Origin of the sequence: Natronorubrum sediminis (genome assembly GCF_900108095.1) — an archaeon.
Taxonomy (GTDB): Archaea; Halobacteriota; Halobacteria; order Halobacteriales; family Natrialbaceae; genus Natronorubrum; species Natronorubrum sediminis.
This window is the reverse complement of sequence record NZ_FNWL01000001.1, coordinates 983,951-1,002,246: the sequence shown is the minus strand read 5'-3', so window position 1 is coordinate 1,002,246 and position 18,296 is coordinate 983,951. Positions and strand designations below refer to the sequence as shown.

The 18,296-nt window shown below is 63.8% G+C and carries 22 protein-coding genes; 13 read left to right on the top strand and 9 right to left on the bottom strand.

The genetic code is table 11. The annotated features are described in order from the left end of the window. Positions 1 to 6 precede the first annotated feature (6 nt). The 4 genes from BLW62_RS04945 to BLW62_RS04930 all read right to left on the bottom strand — a co-directional run bounded on the left by BLW62_RS04945 (position 7) and on the right by BLW62_RS04930 (position 3,658). The gene (locus BLW62_RS04945; protein ID WP_090505720.1) at positions 7 to 969 is read right to left on the bottom strand and encodes a hypothetical protein; all 963 of its coding nucleotides are present in this window, start codon (positions 967 to 969) and stop codon (positions 7 to 9) included. A gap of 45 nt (positions 970 to 1,014) precedes the next feature. After that, positions 1,015 to 1,800, bottom strand: coding sequence for an SDR family oxidoreductase (locus tag BLW62_RS04940; RefSeq protein WP_090505718.1), 786 nt, complete (start codon positions 1,798 to 1,800; stop codon positions 1,015 to 1,017). 116 nt (positions 1,801 to 1,916) lie between these two features. Then, on the bottom strand, positions 1,917 to 3,386 hold the full coding sequence (locus BLW62_RS04935) for a sodium:solute symporter family protein (RefSeq protein ID WP_090505716.1): 1,470 nt from the start codon (positions 3,384 to 3,386) through the stop codon (positions 1,917 to 1,919). Beyond that, positions 3,383 to 3,658: a DUF3311 domain-containing protein gene (locus BLW62_RS04930; protein WP_090505714.1), complete on the bottom strand. Its 276-nt coding sequence runs from the start codon at positions 3,656 to 3,658 to the stop codon at positions 3,383 to 3,385. The genes BLW62_RS04935 and BLW62_RS04930 overlap by 4 nt, the downstream gene beginning before the upstream one ends. A 175-nt stretch (positions 3,659 to 3,833) precedes the next feature. On the opposite strand from BLW62_RS04930, the gene BLW62_RS04925 reads away from it, so the two are divergent. The 3 genes from BLW62_RS04925 (at position 3,834) to BLW62_RS18530 (ending at position 6,503) form a co-directional block, all read left to right on the top strand. Continuing rightward, the gene (locus BLW62_RS04925; RefSeq protein ID WP_090505712.1) at positions 3,834 to 4,712 is read left to right on the top strand and encodes an ArsR/SmtB family transcription factor; all 879 of its coding nucleotides are present in this window, start codon (positions 3,834 to 3,836) and stop codon (positions 4,710 to 4,712) included. A gap of 154 nt (positions 4,713 to 4,866) precedes the next feature. Beyond that, entirely contained in the window at positions 4,867 to 6,279 is a 1,413-nt protein-coding gene (dnaG, locus tag BLW62_RS04920; RefSeq protein WP_090505710.1) for a DNA primase DnaG, read from the top strand. Positions 6,280 to 6,341: 62 nt separating this feature from the next. Next, positions 6,342 to 6,503 (top strand): hypothetical protein, encoded by a 162-nt coding sequence (locus BLW62_RS18530; RefSeq protein WP_175459644.1) that lies wholly within the window; start codon positions 6,342 to 6,344, stop codon positions 6,501 to 6,503. Between the two features lie 22 nt (positions 6,504 to 6,525). On the opposite strand, the gene BLW62_RS04915 is transcribed toward BLW62_RS18530, so the two are convergent. Beyond that, positions 6,526 to 7,878: a DUF92 domain-containing protein gene (locus BLW62_RS04915; RefSeq protein ID WP_090505708.1), complete on the bottom strand. Its 1,353-nt coding sequence runs from the start codon at positions 7,876 to 7,878 to the stop codon at positions 6,526 to 6,528. Between the two features lie 204 nt (positions 7,879 to 8,082). Here BLW62_RS04915 and BLW62_RS04910 point away from each other — a divergent pair, with 204 nt between their 5' ends. After that, entirely contained in the window at positions 8,083 to 8,688 is a 606-nt protein-coding gene (locus BLW62_RS04910; protein ID WP_090505706.1) for an undecaprenyl diphosphate synthase family protein, read from the top strand. 10 nt (positions 8,689 to 8,698) lie between these two features. Here the strand turns inward: BLW62_RS04910 and BLW62_RS04905 are convergent, their stop codons facing one another. Both BLW62_RS04905 and uppS read right to left on the bottom strand, forming a co-directional pair. Continuing rightward, complete coding sequence (locus BLW62_RS04905) at positions 8,699 to 9,073, bottom strand: hypothetical protein (RefSeq protein WP_139305375.1); 375 nt, start codon at positions 9,071 to 9,073, stop codon at positions 8,699 to 8,701. A 169-nt stretch (positions 9,074 to 9,242) separates the two neighbouring features. Beyond that, positions 9,243 to 10,199, bottom strand: a complete 957-nt coding sequence (gene uppS, locus BLW62_RS04900; RefSeq protein WP_090505702.1) for a polyprenyl diphosphate synthase — start codon at positions 10,197 to 10,199, stop codon at positions 9,243 to 9,245. Between the two features lie 125 nt (positions 10,200 to 10,324). Here uppS and BLW62_RS04895 point away from each other — a divergent pair, with 125 nt between their 5' ends. The 4 genes from BLW62_RS04895 (at position 10,325) to hemA (ending at position 14,060) form a co-directional block, all read left to right on the top strand. Next, positions 10,325 to 10,729 (top strand): DUF5778 family protein, encoded by a 405-nt coding sequence (locus BLW62_RS04895; RefSeq protein WP_076579594.1) that lies wholly within the window; start codon positions 10,325 to 10,327, stop codon positions 10,727 to 10,729. 40 nt (positions 10,730 to 10,769) lie between these two features. Further along, positions 10,770 to 11,885 carry a siroheme decarboxylase subunit beta gene (ahbB, locus tag BLW62_RS04890; RefSeq protein ID WP_090505700.1) on the top strand — a complete coding sequence of 372 codons (1,116 nt, stop codon included), beginning with the start codon at positions 10,770 to 10,772 and terminating at the stop codon, positions 11,883 to 11,885. 154 nt (positions 11,886 to 12,039) lie between these two features. Continuing rightward, on the top strand, positions 12,040 to 12,696 hold the full coding sequence (locus BLW62_RS04885; RefSeq protein ID WP_090505698.1) for a precorrin-2 dehydrogenase/sirohydrochlorin ferrochelatase family protein: 657 nt from the start codon (positions 12,040 to 12,042) through the stop codon (positions 12,694 to 12,696). Beyond that, positions 12,693 to 14,060 (top strand): glutamyl-tRNA reductase, encoded by a 1,368-nt coding sequence (gene hemA, locus BLW62_RS04880; protein WP_090505696.1) that lies wholly within the window; start codon positions 12,693 to 12,695, stop codon positions 14,058 to 14,060. Before BLW62_RS04885 ends, hemA begins: the two co-directional genes overlap by 4 nt. A gap of 115 nt (positions 14,061 to 14,175) precedes the next feature. On the opposite strand, the gene BLW62_RS04875 is transcribed toward hemA, so the two are convergent. After that, positions 14,176 to 14,355, bottom strand: coding sequence for a hypothetical protein (locus tag BLW62_RS04875; protein WP_090505694.1), 180 nt, complete (start codon positions 14,353 to 14,355; stop codon positions 14,176 to 14,178). Between the two features lie 109 nt (positions 14,356 to 14,464). On the opposite strand from BLW62_RS04875, the gene BLW62_RS04870 reads away from it, so the two are divergent. From BLW62_RS04870 to BLW62_RS04850, 5 genes are all read left to right on the top strand, one after another. Further along, positions 14,465 to 14,746 (top strand): 4a-hydroxytetrahydrobiopterin dehydratase, encoded by a 282-nt coding sequence (locus BLW62_RS04870; RefSeq protein WP_090506423.1) that lies wholly within the window; start codon positions 14,465 to 14,467, stop codon positions 14,744 to 14,746. 4 nt (positions 14,747 to 14,750) lie between these two features. Then, a complete protein-coding gene (gene lwrS, locus BLW62_RS04865; RefSeq protein WP_090505692.1) occupies positions 14,751 to 15,128 on the top strand; it encodes an LWR-salt protein in 378 nt (125 codons plus the stop codon). A gap of 10 nt (positions 15,129 to 15,138) precedes the next feature. Next, positions 15,139 to 15,594 carry a hypothetical protein gene (locus BLW62_RS04860; protein ID WP_090505690.1) on the top strand — a complete coding sequence of 152 codons (456 nt, stop codon included), beginning with the start codon at positions 15,139 to 15,141 and terminating at the stop codon, positions 15,592 to 15,594. Between the two features lie 70 nt (positions 15,595 to 15,664). After that, on the top strand, positions 15,665 to 15,967 hold the full coding sequence (locus BLW62_RS04855) for a hypothetical protein (protein ID WP_090505687.1): 303 nt from the start codon (positions 15,665 to 15,667) through the stop codon (positions 15,965 to 15,967). 149 nt (positions 15,968 to 16,116) lie between these two features. Continuing rightward, positions 16,117 to 16,914 (top strand): alpha/beta fold hydrolase, encoded by a 798-nt coding sequence (locus BLW62_RS04850; RefSeq protein ID WP_090505686.1) that lies wholly within the window; start codon positions 16,117 to 16,119, stop codon positions 16,912 to 16,914. A gap of 58 nt (positions 16,915 to 16,972) precedes the next feature. Here BLW62_RS04850 and BLW62_RS04845 read toward each other — a convergent pair whose 3' ends face one another. Continuing rightward, entirely contained in the window at positions 16,973 to 18,289 is a 1,317-nt protein-coding gene (locus tag BLW62_RS04845; protein ID WP_090505684.1) for a YihY/virulence factor BrkB family protein, read from the bottom strand. Positions 18,290 to 18,296: the final 7 nt, after the last annotated feature.

Here is an 18,296-nt window from a genome sequence, read left to right as displayed (position 1 = left end):
TCGTTCTCAATGCACGTACTCGACGGCAGCCTCGTGCACCTCGAGCGCCCCGAGGATGGCGATACAGGAGACGAACGCGATCGTGCCGAGTTTGCCGCCAGCCCCCTCGAAGACGGGCGTCACGGCCAGAAAGACCAGTCCGGAGAGGGCCCCGGCGACGGCGACCTGCCACTCGTCGGCCAGCCGATCGACGCTCGACATGCCGACGAAGGAGGCACAGAAGGCGACGGCGGCGAGTGTCGAACCGAGGGCCGGAAACGCGAGCGGAAAGGCGATTCCGGCGACCACGCCGACGACGCCGGAGCCGACGACCCCACCCCACTCGAGGCGGACGCTCAGGACGACGGTGGCGACTGCGCTGGCGGCTGCGACAGGTGCGATCAGGGAGAGGAACTCCCACTCGGGCGCGCCGGGATCGGCGTACTCGAGACCGACGAGCGCGCCCGCCGTGAGACAGCCGAACAGCGCGAGCGTGCCGAGTTTGCCCCCGACGCCGCCGAACGATTCCGAAGTCGCCGCGAACGCGAGTCCCGAGACGATGCCGGCGAGGGCAACGTACTCGAGGGAGCCAAAGACGCCGGGTGAGGCCATCCCGACGAACGAGCCACAGTAGACCGGCGCGCCGACCTCGGAGACGACGAGGCCGGCGAGTAGCCCGACCAGCGCGGAGGCGAGCACCGGCCCGAATCCAGCGTAGACGCTCAGCGCGTAGGTTGCGAGGGCCCCGACGACGACGGCGACCCCATCGACTGCGTCCGAGCGATCGAAGCCCGGCTGATCCGACTCGAACGCGCCGAGCGAGCGTCGGTGCTCGACGAGTCCGGCGACAGCGGCCGTCACCACGAGTCCGACCTGCACGCCGGTCGTTCCGGCGGGCATCTCGAGGGGGTCGACCAGCGAGCCGACGAGTAAGGCACCAGCCGTCAGGAGCAACGCGAAGTATCCCGCGAGCTGTGCCGATCGGTACACGAGTACTGCCAGATTGGGGTGATAAGAGAGCGTTACGATTCGCGCCTAACTTCGCATCAATCCGCCGTCGATCGGCACCTCGACGCCGGTGACGAAACTCGAGCGCGGACTCGAGAGGACGGCGACGATATCGCCTAACTCCCGAGGCTCGCCCAGTCGATCCATCGGGATCTCGTCTGCGAGGGCGGCGAGTCCGTCCTCGTAGTCGTCGTAGACGCCGCGTTCGACGTTCGCTTCGACGAGTTCCTCGATGCGTGCGGTCTCGATCGTCCCCGGGAGGACGGCGTTCGCGCGGATCTCCGGGGCGAACTCCCGGGAAATCGTCTTGACCAGTCCGCTCACGCTCCGGCGAACCGAGTTCGACAGAAGGAGGCCGTCAGCCACCTCTCGAACCGTTCTCGAGGTGATGCAGGTGATCGTGCCGTAGTCGGAGTCGAGGAGGTGCTCGCGGGACTCCTCGATGGTCCAGACGACGCTCATCACGAGCAGGTCGTAGGTCTGATACCAGTCTTGTTCGTCGGTCTCGAGGAAGGTCGTACTCGGCGGCCCGCCGGCGCTCGTGACGAGGTGATCGAGGCCGCCGAAGGCGTCGACCGTCTCGGCAACGAGGTGGGTGACGTCGTCCGGATCGGTGATGTCGGTCGGTGTGGCCCGAATCTCACCGTCTGCTGCTTCGGCGATTTTCTCGCGAGCCTCCTCGAGTCGCTGTTCGTCGCGGCCACAGAGCATCACGTTCGCACCCGCTGTGGCCAGTGCCTGGGCGCTCGCGAAGCCGAGACCGCTCGAGGAGGCCGTCACCAGTGCGCTGTTACCGTCGAGATCGAGATCCATGTGCGGGTAGACGGCGAGGAGCTACTAAGTAGCGATGTCGGCGGAAATCGATGCGGACGGTGGTGTGGGAGGGACGAATCGGAAACGGACGTCCGCAGGGACGAAACGACTTCGCTTCAGTCAGCACCCAGTTCGTCGAAGTAGAGCGACTGTTGTTCGTCGGGTGCGGGCGACGTCAGCAGTGAGACGCCGACGGTGGCGACGAGTCCGAGACCCATCCCGACGAGGCCGGCCGTCCAGCCGGCGTAAACGCGCGGAACGACGGCGACGAAGAGACTCGAGAGGTAGAACGCCTGACTGAGGACGATTCCGGCGGTGATGCCGGCTCGAGTCGTCCGTCGCCAGTAGAGGGCGACCATCACGGGGAGGGCGAGTTGGGCGAAGCCGCTGAATGCCGCGTCGCCGAGTTCGAAGAGCGTCGCGGGGTTCCAGAGGCTGGCGACGAACGCTGCCGTAGCGAAGATCACGACGCCGACTCGAGCGAGGTAATCTTCGCGGTGTTCGGAGAGGTCCGCCTCGACGAACGGTCGGTAGAGATCCCGCGTAAAGTACGACGAGCCCGACAGCAACATCGAGTCCGACGACGACATCATCGCAGCCATCGCCCCGGCGATAACCAGCGCGGCGAACCAGACGGGCGTGTACTCCGCGAGCACGACCGGTAACACGTTCTCGCCCTCCGGAATCGTCACGTCGAGTCCGCGAGCCCACGCACCGAGCATGAACGAGGGGACGAACAGGAGGACACAGAGGATCGGCCACAGCGCGAACGACCGTTTGAGCACCGTTCGCGAACCCGCGGCGAAGAATCGCTGGTTCACCTGCGGGAACATCGCGACGCCGAAGCCGATCGTGATCGCCGTCGAGAGCATCCACTGAACCGTGTAGAAGTCGCTCCCGAGGGCGAGGTGGTGAGCCGCTTCGGCCTCGAGTGCCGACGTCGCCGCACTCGGACCGCCGACGACGGCGAGCACCCAGAGCAGGGCGATCCACGTCGCGAAGAGCATGAACGCCCCCTGTAAGGTGTCGGTCCAGGCGATGCCGCGCATGCCGGCGACGACGACGTAGAGGATCATGAACGCCGTAATGAGCCCTGCACCGACGGCGTAGGGGACGGCTCCCTCGGTCAGGGCCTCGAGGGCCGTGCCTGCGCCCACCTGCTGGAGCATGACGTACGGAAAGAGCCAGAGCAGGCTGATGCCCGCGACGAGGCCGCGAAGCCGTCTCGAGGCGAAGCGGTCGCCGAGCATCTCACAGAGGGTGACGTAGTCGTGGCGCTGGCCGAGCAGCCACTGTTTGTAGCCGATGACGTACCAGAGGATGGCGAAGATGATGCCGTCCATCAGGCCCATGACGAGGACCCACTCGGGGCCTTCCTGATAGGCGACGTTCGGCCCGGCGAAGAACGTAAACGCCGAGAGAAGCGTCGCAAACGTCGTGAAGAGCAAGACGATCGTTCCAAAGGTTCGACTCGCCAGGTAGAAGTCCTCCGCCGTTCGGTCGGTCAGCCGGTAGGCGACCAATCCGACGACTAACGCGAGAATCAGGTAGCCGACGATGATACTGAGCTGGACCGTCAGCGTCACTGGCTGTCACCTCCCATCTCCGAGGCTCGAGTCGAGTTGCCCTCGTCGCTCGAGTCCGTCGTCGCCGAGTTCGATTCGATGCCGATTCCCCAGGCTCGTTGGGTAAACACCCAGAAAACGACCGATGCAACCCCCATCCAGCCGACGTGCCACCAGAGCCACAGCGGTATTCCCCAGACAACGGTACCGTCACCCCAGAGGAACCACGGAATCGCGAGTCCGCAGAGAACGACCGCGACGACGGTCCACCCCCAGACTTCGAGTCGACGCATATGCCGTGGTTGGAGTCGACGTTGGTAATTGTTTCCCTTCAACACGATCGATTGAAGAAATTTTCCTATCGGGCGCTCGAGTGCATGCTGTCCTGCACTTTCCCCAAGGTGAAATCGCTCTTTCAGGGAGGAGAAAGTGTATAGGGGTCGGCAGGCGAATATCACTCGAACTGATATGGCCCGGCTGTTTCCGTTCCGTTCTGAGCCCACAGAATCCGAGGGCCAACCGCGCGTCGTCGACCTTGAGGGCGACGACGCCGACGCCGTGTTTAGCGCGCTCTCGTCGACGACGGCGCGGCGGATCTACGCACGGTTAGACGACGAACCGGGGACACCGAGTGACGTCGCCGACGCGATCGATTCCTCGATACAGAACGTCCGCTATCACCTCGAGAACCTCGAGGAGGCGGGATTGGTCGAGGTCGTCGACACCTGGTACTCCTCGCGAGGGAACGAGATGAGCGTCTACGCGACGACGGACGGGCCGTTGATCGTCACGAGCGACGAATCTGCCGCGAATCGGCTGCGCGAAGCCCTCTCGAGGTTCGTCGGCGGTCTCACCGTCCTCGCCGGAGGGAGTCTGCTGGTCCAACTCGGACTGACCAACTGGGCCGAATCGGCCGCCGACGGTTCTGCTGGCGGTGCTGGTGCACCGGCTGGAACTGACGACGCTGACGGCACCGACGACACAGACGAGACTGGCGGTGATGGAGCCGATACCGAGGGGGACGATGTCGACGGAGCCGACGCCGATGGAACGGACGACTCGAGTGCCGACGACGAAACAGACGACGATTTCGGCGCGCAGGATGCGGACTCCGACGACGAAGCGTCCGGCGAGGACAGCACTGATGGCGACGGTGCAGACGGTGACGGCGCAGGTGGGGAATCGACAACCGGTGACGGTTCACTCGAGGGAACAGGGGACGGAATGGCGGAGGTCGCAGAGGTACTGTTCACGACGGTGCCCCCGGGTCTACTCTTTTTCCTCGGCGGGTCGGTCGTCTTGCTCGCCGTGACGGCGTACTGGTACTGGGTTCGGCCAGCGTACTGAGTGGCCTCGTACTCCTTTCGTGTAGCGTTTTGCTCACGCTCTCGTGACGATAGTGATGATGTACAGGTCAACAGCTATTTCCCCGTCACGGCCCAAAATCTAGGTAACCGCTTGTGGTACCGTGTCTGCGGTATCGCATCCGAGGGGAGATACCATGGAAGACACCTCGAAATACCTCATCCACGCTGACGTTACGGCAGACGGGGTCGTCGAGCGAAGCGACGTCGTCGGGGCCATCTTCGGCCAGACGGAAGGCTTGCTCGGCGACGATCTCGACCTCCGCGACCTCCGGCAATCGGGGAAAGTTGGGCGCATCGACGTCAAAATATCGAGCACCGCCGGCCAGTCACACGGCCATCTGACTATCGCGACCAGCCTCGACAAGGTCGAAACCGCGACGCTCGCAGCCTCACTCGAGACGACCAATCGCGTCGGCCCGTGTCACGCCGACCTCGAGGTCACGGAGATCGAAGACGTTCGCGCGGCCAAACGCAAGGAGGTCGTCGATCGAGCGAAGGAACTCCTGCAGACGGGATTCGACGACTCCGTGATGAGCTCCGAGGAGATACTCTCGGAAGTCCGCCAACACGTTCGCGTCGAGGACATCACCGAGTACGAGGGCCTTCCCGCCGGGCCGCGAGTGACCGACAGCGACGCGATAATCGTGGTCGAAGGCCGCTCGGACGTGCTCACCTTGCTCAAGTACGGCGTCAAAAACGCCATCGCAGTCGAGGGGACCAACGTTCCCGACGCCGTGGCCGAACTCTCACACCACCGGACGGTGACGGCGTTTCTCGACGGCGACCGCGGTGGCGACCTCATCTTCGAAGAACTCGCGCAGGTCGGCGACATCGACTACGTGGCGTTCGCGCCGTCGGGCACCTCCGTCGAGGAGCTCGATCACCACCAATTGTTCGCCTCGCTGCGAAACAAAGCACCCTACGACGTCGTCTCGGGGGTAAACGAACCGCGGGAGGCGGTTGCTGCGACGGACGGCAGTTCGACCCCCGCACCGGCACCGACGGAGGCTGAGCGCAACTCGCCCCCGAACGCGACGGGATCGACGCCGACGACTCGAGACGTCTCAGACGCGCCCGCGATTTCCACCCCCACTGACGACGCGACGACGACGCGCTCGTCAACACGTTCGGATGCACTCGAGGACACGGACACGGACGCCGACGCGGTCGATTCGCCCCCCACATCTCGCGATGCGACGCCACCGCAGGCACTCGAGGACGATTCCGAGTCACCTCGGACCGTTTACGAGCACGCGACGGCGGTCATCCGAGCGGAGACCGACACCGTCCGATTCCTCGACGCCGACGGTGAGCCGATCGACGAAGCGCCCGCCGGGGAGGTCTACGACGAACTCGAGGGACTCGAGTCGGCTCCGACGACGGTCGTTCTCGACGATATCCTCGACCAGCGAGTGCTCGACCTGGCGGCTGACCGCGGCGTCGAACGGATCGTCGCCCAGTCGCTCGGTCAGTTCACCAAGCGGCCGACGGGCGTACAGATACACGCAATCGACGACATCGCCGCGGAGCCACCCGAGACGGAGTAACCCTTCAGCTCTCGGTTTCTTCCGGACTTCTTGAAGATGCTCGGACCGACGTGTTGATACCCGTGCCGGCGTACGATTCGCTCGAGATGTCCCCGCCACCGACGGCCGCACTCGCCTTGCTCGGACTCTGGATACTCGTCGTGTTCGCCGCGACGAACGCGGCTGCGTACTCCCAGTGGTGGTCGAGTACGGAGTTCGATTCGACGGCAGACGAGCCGAACTGACTGAATTTCTCTGTTGTTCTCCTCAGCCGAAGACAGCGAACGAGACGACGAGGAGTGCACAGATTATCGCTCCAGAGAGCGTCGCGAGGAAGTTTACACCCTGATTGCCAAGCACCGTCCCCTCGAGCGTCGCTCCCAGCAGACTGTCGACGGTCATCCCGACGATGCCGGCCGTGACGATGATGACGGCACCGACGACGGTGACCTCGGGAAAGAGGAGGTAGGAGATGCCGGCGACGACCACTGCACCGGCGATACCGGCGACTTCACCCTGCCAGGTGACGCCGCCGTCGGTGCCCGGTTCGACGGGCTCGAGGGTCGTGATCAGTCGGGGCGTCTCGAAGACACTGCCGATCTCACTCGAGAGGGTGTCGCTCATGGCCGTCGCCACGGAGCCGGCGAAGGCGAACAGAAACAGCGTCGGTTCGGGGTCGCCGGGTACGAGCGAGGCCGAACTGGCGGCGTAGCCGAGGACGGCGATGATCGCGACCGCTGCGTTCCCGAGGACGTTCCCGCTGCCGCGTGCGCCGTCGTTCGCTTCGGCGACGCCCATTTCCGCTTTCTCTTCGTACCGGAACTTCGAGGAGAGGCCGCCGATCGCGAAAAAGGAGATCAAGACGACGAACCAGCCGTATCCACCGAGGACGATCGTCAGCAATCCGAGCAACACGCCGGTAAGCATCCCCGCGATGGAGGCCGTCTCGAGGGCGTAGGAGGCGTAGCCGAAGGCTGCAGTGATTGCGAGTGCGAGGACGATTTCGCCGCCCGTCAGCGAGAGTGCTGGCTCGAGTTCGGCGAGTAGCCAGCCCAGGAGGCCGACCGAGAGCATGACGATCGGGTCGTCGCGTGCGAGGAAGATGTCGCGTAACAGGGCGGCGAGGAGCGCGCCACTGGCGCCGAGAAAGAGCATCGTCGGAACGCTCGAACTGATCGTTTCCTGAGCGCCGCTTTCGGCAGTGAACGCGTACGTAACGGCCTGTCCTGTGACGGCTCCACCGGTGGCGACCAAACAGAAGACCGCCACGGGGACGATGGTGTGATCGATTCGTCGCCGGGTAAGCTGTTCCGCGACGTTGCCGTAGCCGATGAGCAACACGGTGGCGACGAAGATGGCGACCGACATCGACGTCGTAACCGAGATGAGTCCGAGCGTCACGGCCGCGAGAACGAAGGTGATGAGTCCGTACAGCCGCCCGTCCTCGTAATCGCCGGGGTACGCGAGGAGGTCGAAGAGCGGTCCGTTGGTGACGGCAAACGCACCCAGAATGACCGTGGCTGCGATCGCAGCGCCAACCCACGGGCCGCCGACCGGGACGGCGAGGGCGAGCGTACAAAGGAGTGCAAACGCACCTGCCCGCCGAACGGCTGCTGTCACGATATCGAGTCCTTTCTGTGGCGATTACTTGAAGGTTCGTGAACCGTTCCGAACCCGCTCACACCCGTGTTTTCGCCAGCCTCAGTGAGTTACGAACCGGGCACCGTCCTCGAGTGTGCACGACCGAACGGTCCGTTCGGTTTCGCGTTCCCGTGGCGTGAAAACCCGTAACCGGTATAGGAACGGGCGGGAAACGCTCTCGCTGTGGGAGTGTACGAACAGTATCTGTCGCTTCGCATTCGCCGCCACGAGGGTGAGCCGCCGGACCACATCGCCCTCGTCCTCACCGAACGGGATCTACTCGAGCGCGGAGCGTACGAGACGCTGACCGACTGTTTCGGCTGGGCGTTCGAGTACGCCTCGCAGGTAACGGTGTACGTGAGCGTTCTCGACACGGCTGCCGTTCCGGCGTTACGACGAGAACTCGAGACGATCGAGGCACCGCAACCGGTTGCCGTTCGCGGACCGGACGACCGGACGCGCGCCGACGCGCCGATTCGGATCGGGATCGGTCTCGGGGGAAAACACGAGTTCACCAGCGCCGTCAGGACGCTCGCGACGCGGGTCGAAGACGGCGAACTCGAGCCCGACGAGATCGACGACGAGCAGGTCGAAGAACATCTGATCTTTCCCTCCGAACCCGACCTCGTCGTCAAAACCGGTGCCGAGCGACTCTCCGATTTCATGATCTGGCAATCGGTGTACTCGGAGCTGTACTTCACCGACGTCAACTGGCGCGATCTCCGCAAACGAGACTTCTTGCGTGCCGTTCGAGAGTACTGCAATCGCTCTCGACGGTTCGGTCGATAAGGAACGTCGGTTACCGATCTACCCCTGTGCGCACCGGCGTCTCGACGGTTTCCACTACCACACCGAGTGGGTCCTCGAGTCCGACGATCGGCCCGTCGACGGACAACTCCTCGCCCTGTAATTCGTAGCCGAGAACGCCATAATCCTCGAGTTTTGGCAGTATCTCGTGGACGAGTGACACGCGTGCACGCTCCAGTGAGACTCCGTCGAGACGCGTCATTCCCGACGCGAGAGACTCGAGTGTGAGTGTCGGCTCGGCCCTCGAGAGGAGATAGATGCTGATCCGTGTCCGACCGGTTGCGAGGATGGAGTACGCCGTCTCGACGGACAGATCGGCCACCCGTGCAAATCTGTCGATGTCGATACGAATGTGGGACGGTGACATGGTTACTGATGCACGAATGACAACTATAGCTCTTGTGGAACAATGCTGTCACGTCGAGCATGAGACTACTGCGAAACTGTCGTCTGAGGCGCCTCAAACGGGTGTTGTAACGGTTTCCGATAATCTCCTCCGGAGGCAGCGACCACCGATAAAGAACCACAACAGCCCCTCAGTCCGCGGCCTGCCCGCTCGAGTCGAGTCCGTCGGCGTGGGCGTTCTCGGCCGTCTCGAACTCTTCTGGATCAGGTTGCTCGCCGGAGGGCAGTGAGTCGCGGAATCGTTCGACGACCGATTTCGCTTCGACGAGTTCGGGATCGCTGACGGCTCCGAGGAGGGCGATGGCTCGCCGTGCGCGGGTTCGTCGCCAGGACTCCTCGCGGTGCTCGTAGGTCCGAATTCCGCGGAGGAAGTCCGCCTTGGAGAACTCCGGCCAGTAGGGTGCACAGAAGAAGACCGCCGCTTCGTTTCCGTTGGCGTGCCACGGCAGGAAGTTCGAGGTCCGTTCGTCCCCGCCCGTTCGGATGATCAAGTCGACGTCGCGAACCGGGCGGTCGTAGAGTCGGTTTTCGATCGTCTCGACGGTGATCTCTCCGGGCTCGAGCCCCTCGCGCTCGACGTCCGTCGCGACGCCCTGAACCGCCTCGAGCAGTTGTGACCGGCCGCCGTAGGCGAGGGCGATGTTGAGAACGAACTGGTCGTAGCTTCGGGTCCGGCGTTCGGCGTACTCGACGGCGTCGCGGACGCGTTCGGGGAGGCGTTCGACCTCGCCGAGGGCGCGAATCTGGACGCCGTTGTCGTGAACCCTATCGGCGTCGGCGAACTCGCGGAGTTTCTCACAGAGCAGGTCGAACAGCGCCTCGTTTTCTTCTTCCGGGCGGTCGAAGTTCTCCGTCGAGAACGTGTACAGCGTGAGTTCCTCGACGCCGATTTCCTGACACCACTCGAGGACCTGTTCGGTCGTCTGGACGCCTTCGCGGTGGCCGTCGGTCGCGTCGTCACCCTTCCGACGGGCGTACCGTCTGTTCCCGTCTTGAATAACTGCAACGTGCGTCGGCGCGCCGGAAACCTCTCTCGAGAGCACCTCCTCGTAGACTGCATCGACGCGTTGCCGGAGCCAGCGCTTCATTGGCGAACAAAAGGTCAGCGATCCCTATGTGTCTTGTGTGGTATACGACACCATGAGAACGAAAGGGGCGTTACGAACGGGGGAAATCGTGACGGCTATCAGTTCGGCGTGCTTCGCGGTGAACAATGGCAGACACCATCGACGACGACCTCTATCGGCGGACCAAGGCGTTGCTCGAGCCGGGCGAAATCGACCTCAACGGTGCGATCGTCCACACCGACTACGACGGGCAAGCGGACGTCCAGATGATGCAGGCGACAATCGACGTCGGCGACGTTATCGCTACTCACTCGGGCCACGACCCGACCGACTGTTACGTCTACTCGGGCAACGACGATACCGATTTTTCCTCGAACCAGCACCAGGGGCTGACACTCGAGGACGAGGAATTCGTCTGGGAGTGCCAGCAACTCCTGCGAGAGGGGAGTTTCGACATCGTGATCTACTACCGAGCGAGCGCCGATCACGAGGCGATTCTCGACGACATCCGCGACCTCGGCTTCGACGTCACGGGCGTTCGCGGCGACTAAAGGACGGATTGTTTATCAGCGAGCAGTACCGAGCAGAGGTATGACTTCGGACGTCGACCTCACCGAACGCGAACGGGCGGTCGTCAACGCCTTTCAGGGCGGCTTTCCCGTCACAGAACGTCCCTTCGAACCCGCAGCAACAGCCATGCGCGACCGGGGGATTGACATCGACGCGACGGCGCTGCTCGAGACGATTCGTGACCTAGACGAGCGCGGCGTACTCTCTCGTTTCGGCCCGCTCGTCAACGCACAGGAGATCGGCGGTGCGGCGACACTGGTCGCCATGCACGCCCCCGACGAGCGTTTCGACGAGGTCGTCGAGACCGTCAACGACCACCGCGAGGTCGCACACAACTACGAACGCGAGCATCCGTACCTGAACGTCTGGTTCGTCGTGAGCGTTGCCAAAGCCCAACGGGTCGAGGCGGTCCTCGAGCAGATCGAGACCGAAACCGGCCAGGAGACGTACAACCTGCCCAAACAACAGGAGTTTCGCGTCGAAGCCAAATTCTACGTCGACGGGCCGCTCGGCCCCTCGGACTCGAACTCGAACTCGAGCGAGTCGACCACACCGGGCATCGACTGCTCGGCCCTCGGTCCCGACGTAACCCCGACGGACGCGTCCACGTTGACTCCCGCCGAACGCGACCTCGTCCTCGAGGTTCAGGGCGGACTGCCCCTTACCGAGACCCCATACGCAGACGTGGCCGACGCGATCGACCAGGACCGCGAGTGGGTACTCGAGACCACGAAACGCTTCGATCGAGAGGGCAAGATTCGACGCATCGGCGTCGTCCCGAATCACTACGCGCTCGGCTACACGGAAAACGGGATGACCGTCTGGAACGTCCCCGACGAACTCGTGAGCGAGGTCGGCCCCGAAGTTGCCTCGCTGCCGTTCGTCACGCACTGCTACGAACGGCCGCGCCACGAGGGCGTCTGGCCGTACAACTTCTTCGCGATGACACACGGCCGCAGCGAGGCCGAAAGCGACCGGCGCATCGAGCAGGTTCGCGATACGATGGCCGAGTACTGGGACGTCGACGATGACGACTGGGATTCGTTGTTTTCGACGCAAATATTGAAGAAAACGGGTATTCGGCTCGCGGAGCGAGCGGACGCGAACACAACGGGAGGTGACGAACTGCAAACATGATTTGTCCGCGAGCGACCGCAGGGAGCGAGCGGCGTTTTTTGGTCTCTTCGCGAGCGGCGCGAGCGAAGGTCAGCGAGAGCGCTGCTCTCGCCGGACAGAGTTTTTGCGCGAGTGGTCCGCTCCGCGGACCCGAGTCGAAAAACGGTGGGCACGGATGATTCCACTGCTGCACGATTTCTCGAGTGCTCGCGTTCTCGTCTTCGGCGGCGGCTCGGTCGGCGCACGAAAGGCCCGCAGATTCGCTCGAGAGGCCGACGTCGTCGTCGTGAGCCCCGAGTTCACCGACGAGTCCTTCGGCGGCGCGTCCCTGGTTCGGGCCGCACCCGAGCCAGCCGAGATCGACGACTGGCTCGAGCGCGTCGACCCCGCACTGGTCGTCGCCGCGACGAGCGACGAGGCGATCAACGACGCGATCGAACGAGCGACTCGAACCCGCAGTATCTTGCTCAACCGCGCGGATCGCTCGGGGGAACGCGACGCGGGAAGCGTCGTCGTGCCTGCAACCGTTCGGGAAGACCCGGTCGTCGTCTCGATCGCGACCGGCGGGACGGCACCCGCCGTGAGCAAACATCTCCGACGGGAACTCGAAGAGACGCTCGAGGGAGCGGGCGAGATGGCTCGACTCTGTGGCGAACTCAGGGGGGAACTCAAATCGCGAGACGTGTCGCCCGAACGCCGTCGGGAGATCGTCACCGACGTCGTCGAACGTCCTGGCGTTTGGACAGCTTTACGTACGGGTGCTCCTAACTGTGGGCAAGTGATTGAGGACGTGCTGAGCGAAGAACTGCCTACTGAGGGTGATCGATCGTGATCCCGTCCGGCGTCGTAACCGGTGCACGCGTCACCCACGAAAGCGGGAGTGTCGACGACCTCGCCGCCGCGAGCCCCGAGAGTCAACGACACGGCGTGACGGACCTGCGCTCCGTCCCAGCGATCGAAGAGGCGTACGTCCTCTCGACGTGTAACCGAGTCGAAGCGTACGTCGTCGCCAGTGACGCCGCCGTCGGTCGTGTCGCCGTCTCCCAGTTTTTCGACGATGTCGACGACGACAGCGTGGTCGTCACGGACCACGACGAGAGCCTTCGACACCTCCTCTCCGTCGCGGCCGGCCTCGAGTCGGTCGTTCTCGGCGAAGACCAGATTCTCGGCCAGGTTCGAACAGCCTACGAGGACGCCCAGAGCGCCGGCGGCATCGGCGAAATGCTCGAGGCTGCCGTCACGAAGGCTATCCACGTCGGCGAACGAGCGCGAACCGAGACCGAAATCAACGAGGGAATCGTCTCGCTGGGCTCGGCGGCGACCCAACTCGCCGCACAGGAACGCTCGCTCGAGGGCGTTCGCGCGCTCGTCGTCGGGGCCGGCGAGATGGGGCAACTCGCGGCTCGAAACCTCGCAGACGCGGGCGTCTCGGAGGTCGTGGTCGCCAACCGAACGGTCGACCACGCCGAACACCTCGCGAGCGAACTCGAGGCAACGGCCAGTGCGACGTCGCTGTCGGCACTCGAGTCCCTCGCAAGCGACGTCGCCGTCGTCGTCACGGCTACCGGGAGCGCCGAACCGGTACTCGAGGAGACGCACTTCGAATCCGGCGGCTCCGCCGAGAGCGCGGACAGTTGTTCGACTGCCGGAGACGATTCGACGCGAGTCGTCGTCGACCTCGGCCAACCTCGAGACGTCGCGCCGGCAGCCGACGACCTCCCGTCGGTGAGCGTCTACGATCTGGACGACCTCGAGTCGATTACGGCCGCCACCCGCGAGCAACGCGCCGACGCGGCTCTCGAGGTCGAATCGATGGTCGATGCCGAGTTCGAGTTGCTCTGTGAGCAGTACAAACGTGCTCGCGCGGACGAGGTCATCGCCGCGATGTACGAATCCGCCGAGCGAATGAAACAGCGCGAACTCGAGACGGCGCTCTCGCGACTCGAGGGCGAGGAGTTTTCACCCGCTCAGCGAGAAATCGTCGAGTCGATGGCCGACGCGTTAGTCAATCAACTGCTCGCGCCGCCAACCAAGAGCCTCCGCGAAGCCGCTGCAGAAGACGACTGGAGCACGATCAACACCGCACTCCAGTTGTTCGATCCGGAGTTCGGCGGCGACGACGGCCCGATCGCGCCACCGTTGCCGACCGAGACGGTCGCGACCGAATCCGGACTCGAGGCCACGGACGACGATTAACGCGGAACGGACTCGTCACGGTGTGTGAACGATTGGCACGTAATGAGGAAGTTTTCCGAGAGAGTAGCTGGCTTTCGAGTAACCAGCCAGTTTTTGTGTGACCACCACTCGAGCGTTAGTGCCAGAGCTTCGTCGCGTCGACGACCTCGAGATCGTCGTCGGCGTCGACTTCCCAGATCCGGAGGACGAGGTGTGCCTTACAGTAGTATTCGGTGGTCTCGATCCCGGTGCGCTCGTTTCTGAGCACGAGCTGGCAGGTGTCAGTATCTGAACACGTTCCAGACCGGTCACACATACGAACATCTCTCCATAGCCGTCTCGATGGTAAGTCCCTGTCGGTGAACACGATTCGCGCGATCCGTCGACACGCAATCATTATTTGGATGGATTCCGTTCGAGTGCGTATGGCCGACCTGCTTTCCGACGACGAAATCGAGGCGCAGCTGCCCGACGAGTGGACGCGTGAGGGAGACGAAATCGTTCGAACGTACGAGTTCGACGACTACCTCCGCGGCGTCAACTTCGCCCAGATGGTCGGCGAAATCGCCGAAGCGCAGTTTCACCACCCCGAAACCATCATCCGCTACGAGGAAGTCGAAATTCGACTGACCTCCCACGAGGAAGGGGGCATTACCGACGAGGATATCGACATGGCCGAACTCATCGAATCCGAGCGAAACGCCTGAGGCGATGGAGGCCCAGTACGTCTTTCGCGCCCGACTCCACCTCGAGTCCGAGCGCCCCGACGTTCACCTCGAGCCGTCGACCGCCGAACCGACGGTGACCGTCTTCTTCGATGCCGCCGAACCGGGCACCGACGGCTGGAAATTCTTCCGAGAGACGCTGTGGCGCGGCGAGGTGAACGATGAGGCGTACGGTCGGACCCTCCTCGAGGAGTGGCTCGGCGAACCGGTTGAATCCGTCTCGTTTCGGGAACTGCAGGTCGACGAGGCGTATTTCGAGGCGTTCAAAGACGAAATCGCGGGCGACCTTGAGGCGTTCAACGCCGACGACGTCTCTTCTGTCCTTTCGAAGTACTTCGGCTCGAGCATTCGCGTCCTCGAGTAATACGCTGGTCGTGGACGCTGGCCGCGGCTCGTTCGTCTCCTCGAGTAATCGATCGGTCGTGGCTCTTGCAGGCAGTATCTGCTTTTTCCCCGACGGTGAACCACCGATCATGTGTGCATCGTTGACAGACGAAGACGTCGGCAAACTCGTCGAACGGGCCGACGGCCGGGTGATCGGAACCGTCGACTCGCTCGAGGGAGGAACGGTTCGCGTCGAGCCAGCGCCCGACGCACTCGACACCATCAAGGCCCGATTCGGGTGGGGTGACCTCGGCGAACCGTTCACGCTCGAGGAGAGCGACGTTCGAGAGACGTCTGACACCCGCGTTCACCTCGAAGAGGGGTTTCGGCCGAGCGACCGCGACCGAACCGGTGAGACGGCAGACGACGCGTCGGACGGTGAGGTGCGAGCCACTGATCAGTCGACTCCTGGTCCCGAAGAGCCCCGGAATCGCTCGGATCCCTGAGGTGTCCACTCGAGTCGACTTGCCGCTTGCAGGCACCATCGGCTTGCCCGGCGTCCGAGTAGTCTTCGCTATGAGCGCTCGTCTTACGCCGAACGACGTCGGGAAACCCGTCGAAAACGCCGCGGGGGAACGCGTCGCCGTCGTCACCTCGGTCGACCGCGATATCGCGTACGTCAGGCCGGCTACCGATTCACTCGAGTCGACCACCTCGTCGATCGGTTGGGACGGCATCGTCGAGCAAAGCCACGGCCTGCAAAGCGATGCCGTCCGCGAGGTTACCGACGATGCCATCCGACTCGAAGGCGAGTTACCGTCGACCGACGATACCGTTACTCCCGCCCTCGACGGCGGGGGCTCGCCCGACGAAGCGTAACGGCGTAGTGACTGCCACGGTAGGGACACAACGCGGACGAGCGCGCCTCCTTATTGGACGAAGTACACGGTCGCCCTCCACCCCTTCGGCCGATCCGTGTTGCGTGTTCCGGCCCGGAAATTACACCGTTGGTCGTGATTAGAGGGGGTATGTCACGACGAGACGCCGACAGTGGACACAGCGCCGTCGACGACGCCGGCTCGGACGAGCACCAGTCGGTCGTCTTCGTTCACGGCGCGATGTTCACGCGAAAACTCTGGCTCCCGCAGGTTCGCGGGCTCGCAGACGATTATCACACGGTCGCGTTCGATCTCCCCGGTCACGGTGACCGCGCGAACGAACCGTTTCGGATGAACCCGGCAATCGCCGTCCTCGAGCACGTGATCGAGGCGGAAACGGACGGCAGCGCGGTGGTGGTCGGCCTCTCGCTCGGCGGGTACGTCGCCACGGAGTACGCCTATCGCTACCCCGACGACGTCGACGGACTGGTTTTGACCGGCTCGAGCGCGAACCCCGTCGGCGGAATGGAGACGCTTACTCGAGGGGTTGGAACGCTGGCTCGTCTCGCGACGAACCCGGACGTCGGGGAACGCGCCGTCCAGCGACTAGGGGAGCGGTGGGTTCGAAATCGGGACCTCCCGACAGACGTCGAAGCGGCGATTATCGAGGCGGGGATCTATCCAAGACAGTTCGGCAACGCCGGTCCGGAGATCGCCGGCGAAGATTTTCGCGCGAAACTCTCGACGTATCCCGGCCCGACGCTCGTGCTAAACGGCGAGCACGACAAAATCATGCGACGAGGAGAACGAGCGCACGCCGGCGCGGCCCAGGACGCCCGGCTTGAGGTGCTCGCAGGCGTCGGTCACATCTGCAATCTCCACCGACCGGCGACGTACACGGATCGTGTTCGACGCTTCCTGCGCCAGCGCGTCGTCACGACGCAGTAAGGGCTCGTGGATGTCTCGAGTCGGGTGAACGGTGGATAACAGCCGGTCTCGTGGGTGCTCAGGAGCGTCGGTCGCCGATCGCATCGCGGAGGCGCCCGGGGAGTCCGAGGATGGAGATTCCAAAGCCGAACAGGACCATCAGCGCGTAGACGCCGAGCGTCGAGGTCCAGACGACGAACATCGCGAGGACGGCCCAGCCGCCCGAAAGGAAGTAAAACGCCGCGATGGACATCGCCGTGCCGTACAACAAGACGAGGTACGGTCCCCAGTCGTGGGCGTGGCCGCGACGGAGTTTTCGGCGAACGTAGCGTTTGAGATCACCCTCGAGCGAGTCCTTTTCGACGGTTCGGCGCTCGACGTTATCCTCGAACGAGTCGACTCGGTCGCGAAGCCGTTCGATCTCCTCTCGAAGGGCTTCGGGATCGTCGGATCGATCTCGAGTCCGAGCGCGCTGTCGGGGACTCGAGTCGGTTTCTGACGGCTGCGTGGCCGTGGCTGCCTCCTCCTCCGTCGTCCCCTCGTCGGCACCCGTGGCGTCGTCGGTCATCGCTTCTATGGAAACCTGTCGTCGGCCGGGACTTTGTAGCTGCCGATCCGCTTCACGGTCGGCGAGGACCGCGTTGAGCACCGCACCGAAGACGAGGATGATCGCTCCGACGTACAGCCAGATGAGCACGAGGAAGACGACACCAATCGCGCCGTAGAGGGCGTATCCACCCGTCAACTCGGTATAGACGGAGAACGTTCGACTCAGTGCGAACCAGCCGATTGCGGCGACTACCGTCCCCGGCAGCGCCTCCCATAGGCTGACGTTCGAGTCCGGGAAGATGACGTACAGCGGTAAGAACGTGACGACCAGTCCGAGGACGATGAACAGGGGACCGACGACGCTCGTCCCGAAAACGGGGAGCACGCGGAAGAGATACTCGAGGCCGCCGACGATCGTCAGCCCGAACGCGATCGCGAGGAAGACGATCATCGCGTCCCAGGCGGTGTCGACGAACGACTTCGAGGCGGCGGTGCCGTAAATCTGTGAGAACGCTCGATCGAGACCGCGCAGGACGCGACTGGCACCCCACAACAATCCGAGCGCGCCGAAGACGGTGGCACTCTGGCGGTTCGTCTCGTCGAGCACCGTCTCCGCGAGGAGTTCCTGTGCTGAGGGCGTGAGGATGTCACTCGCCGCAGCCGTCAGCTGGGAGGCGAGCGCTTCGCCGCCGATCGAGGCGGCGATCCCCAACCCGAGTAGCAACATCGGCACGAGCGAAATGAAGCCATAGAAGGCGACGGCGGCCGCGAGCAGCGTCAGCTGTTGGTGACGAGCGACGCTGATTAGTTCGCGTGCGACCTCGAGGAGCTGGTTGCGATCGAGCACTACTGAC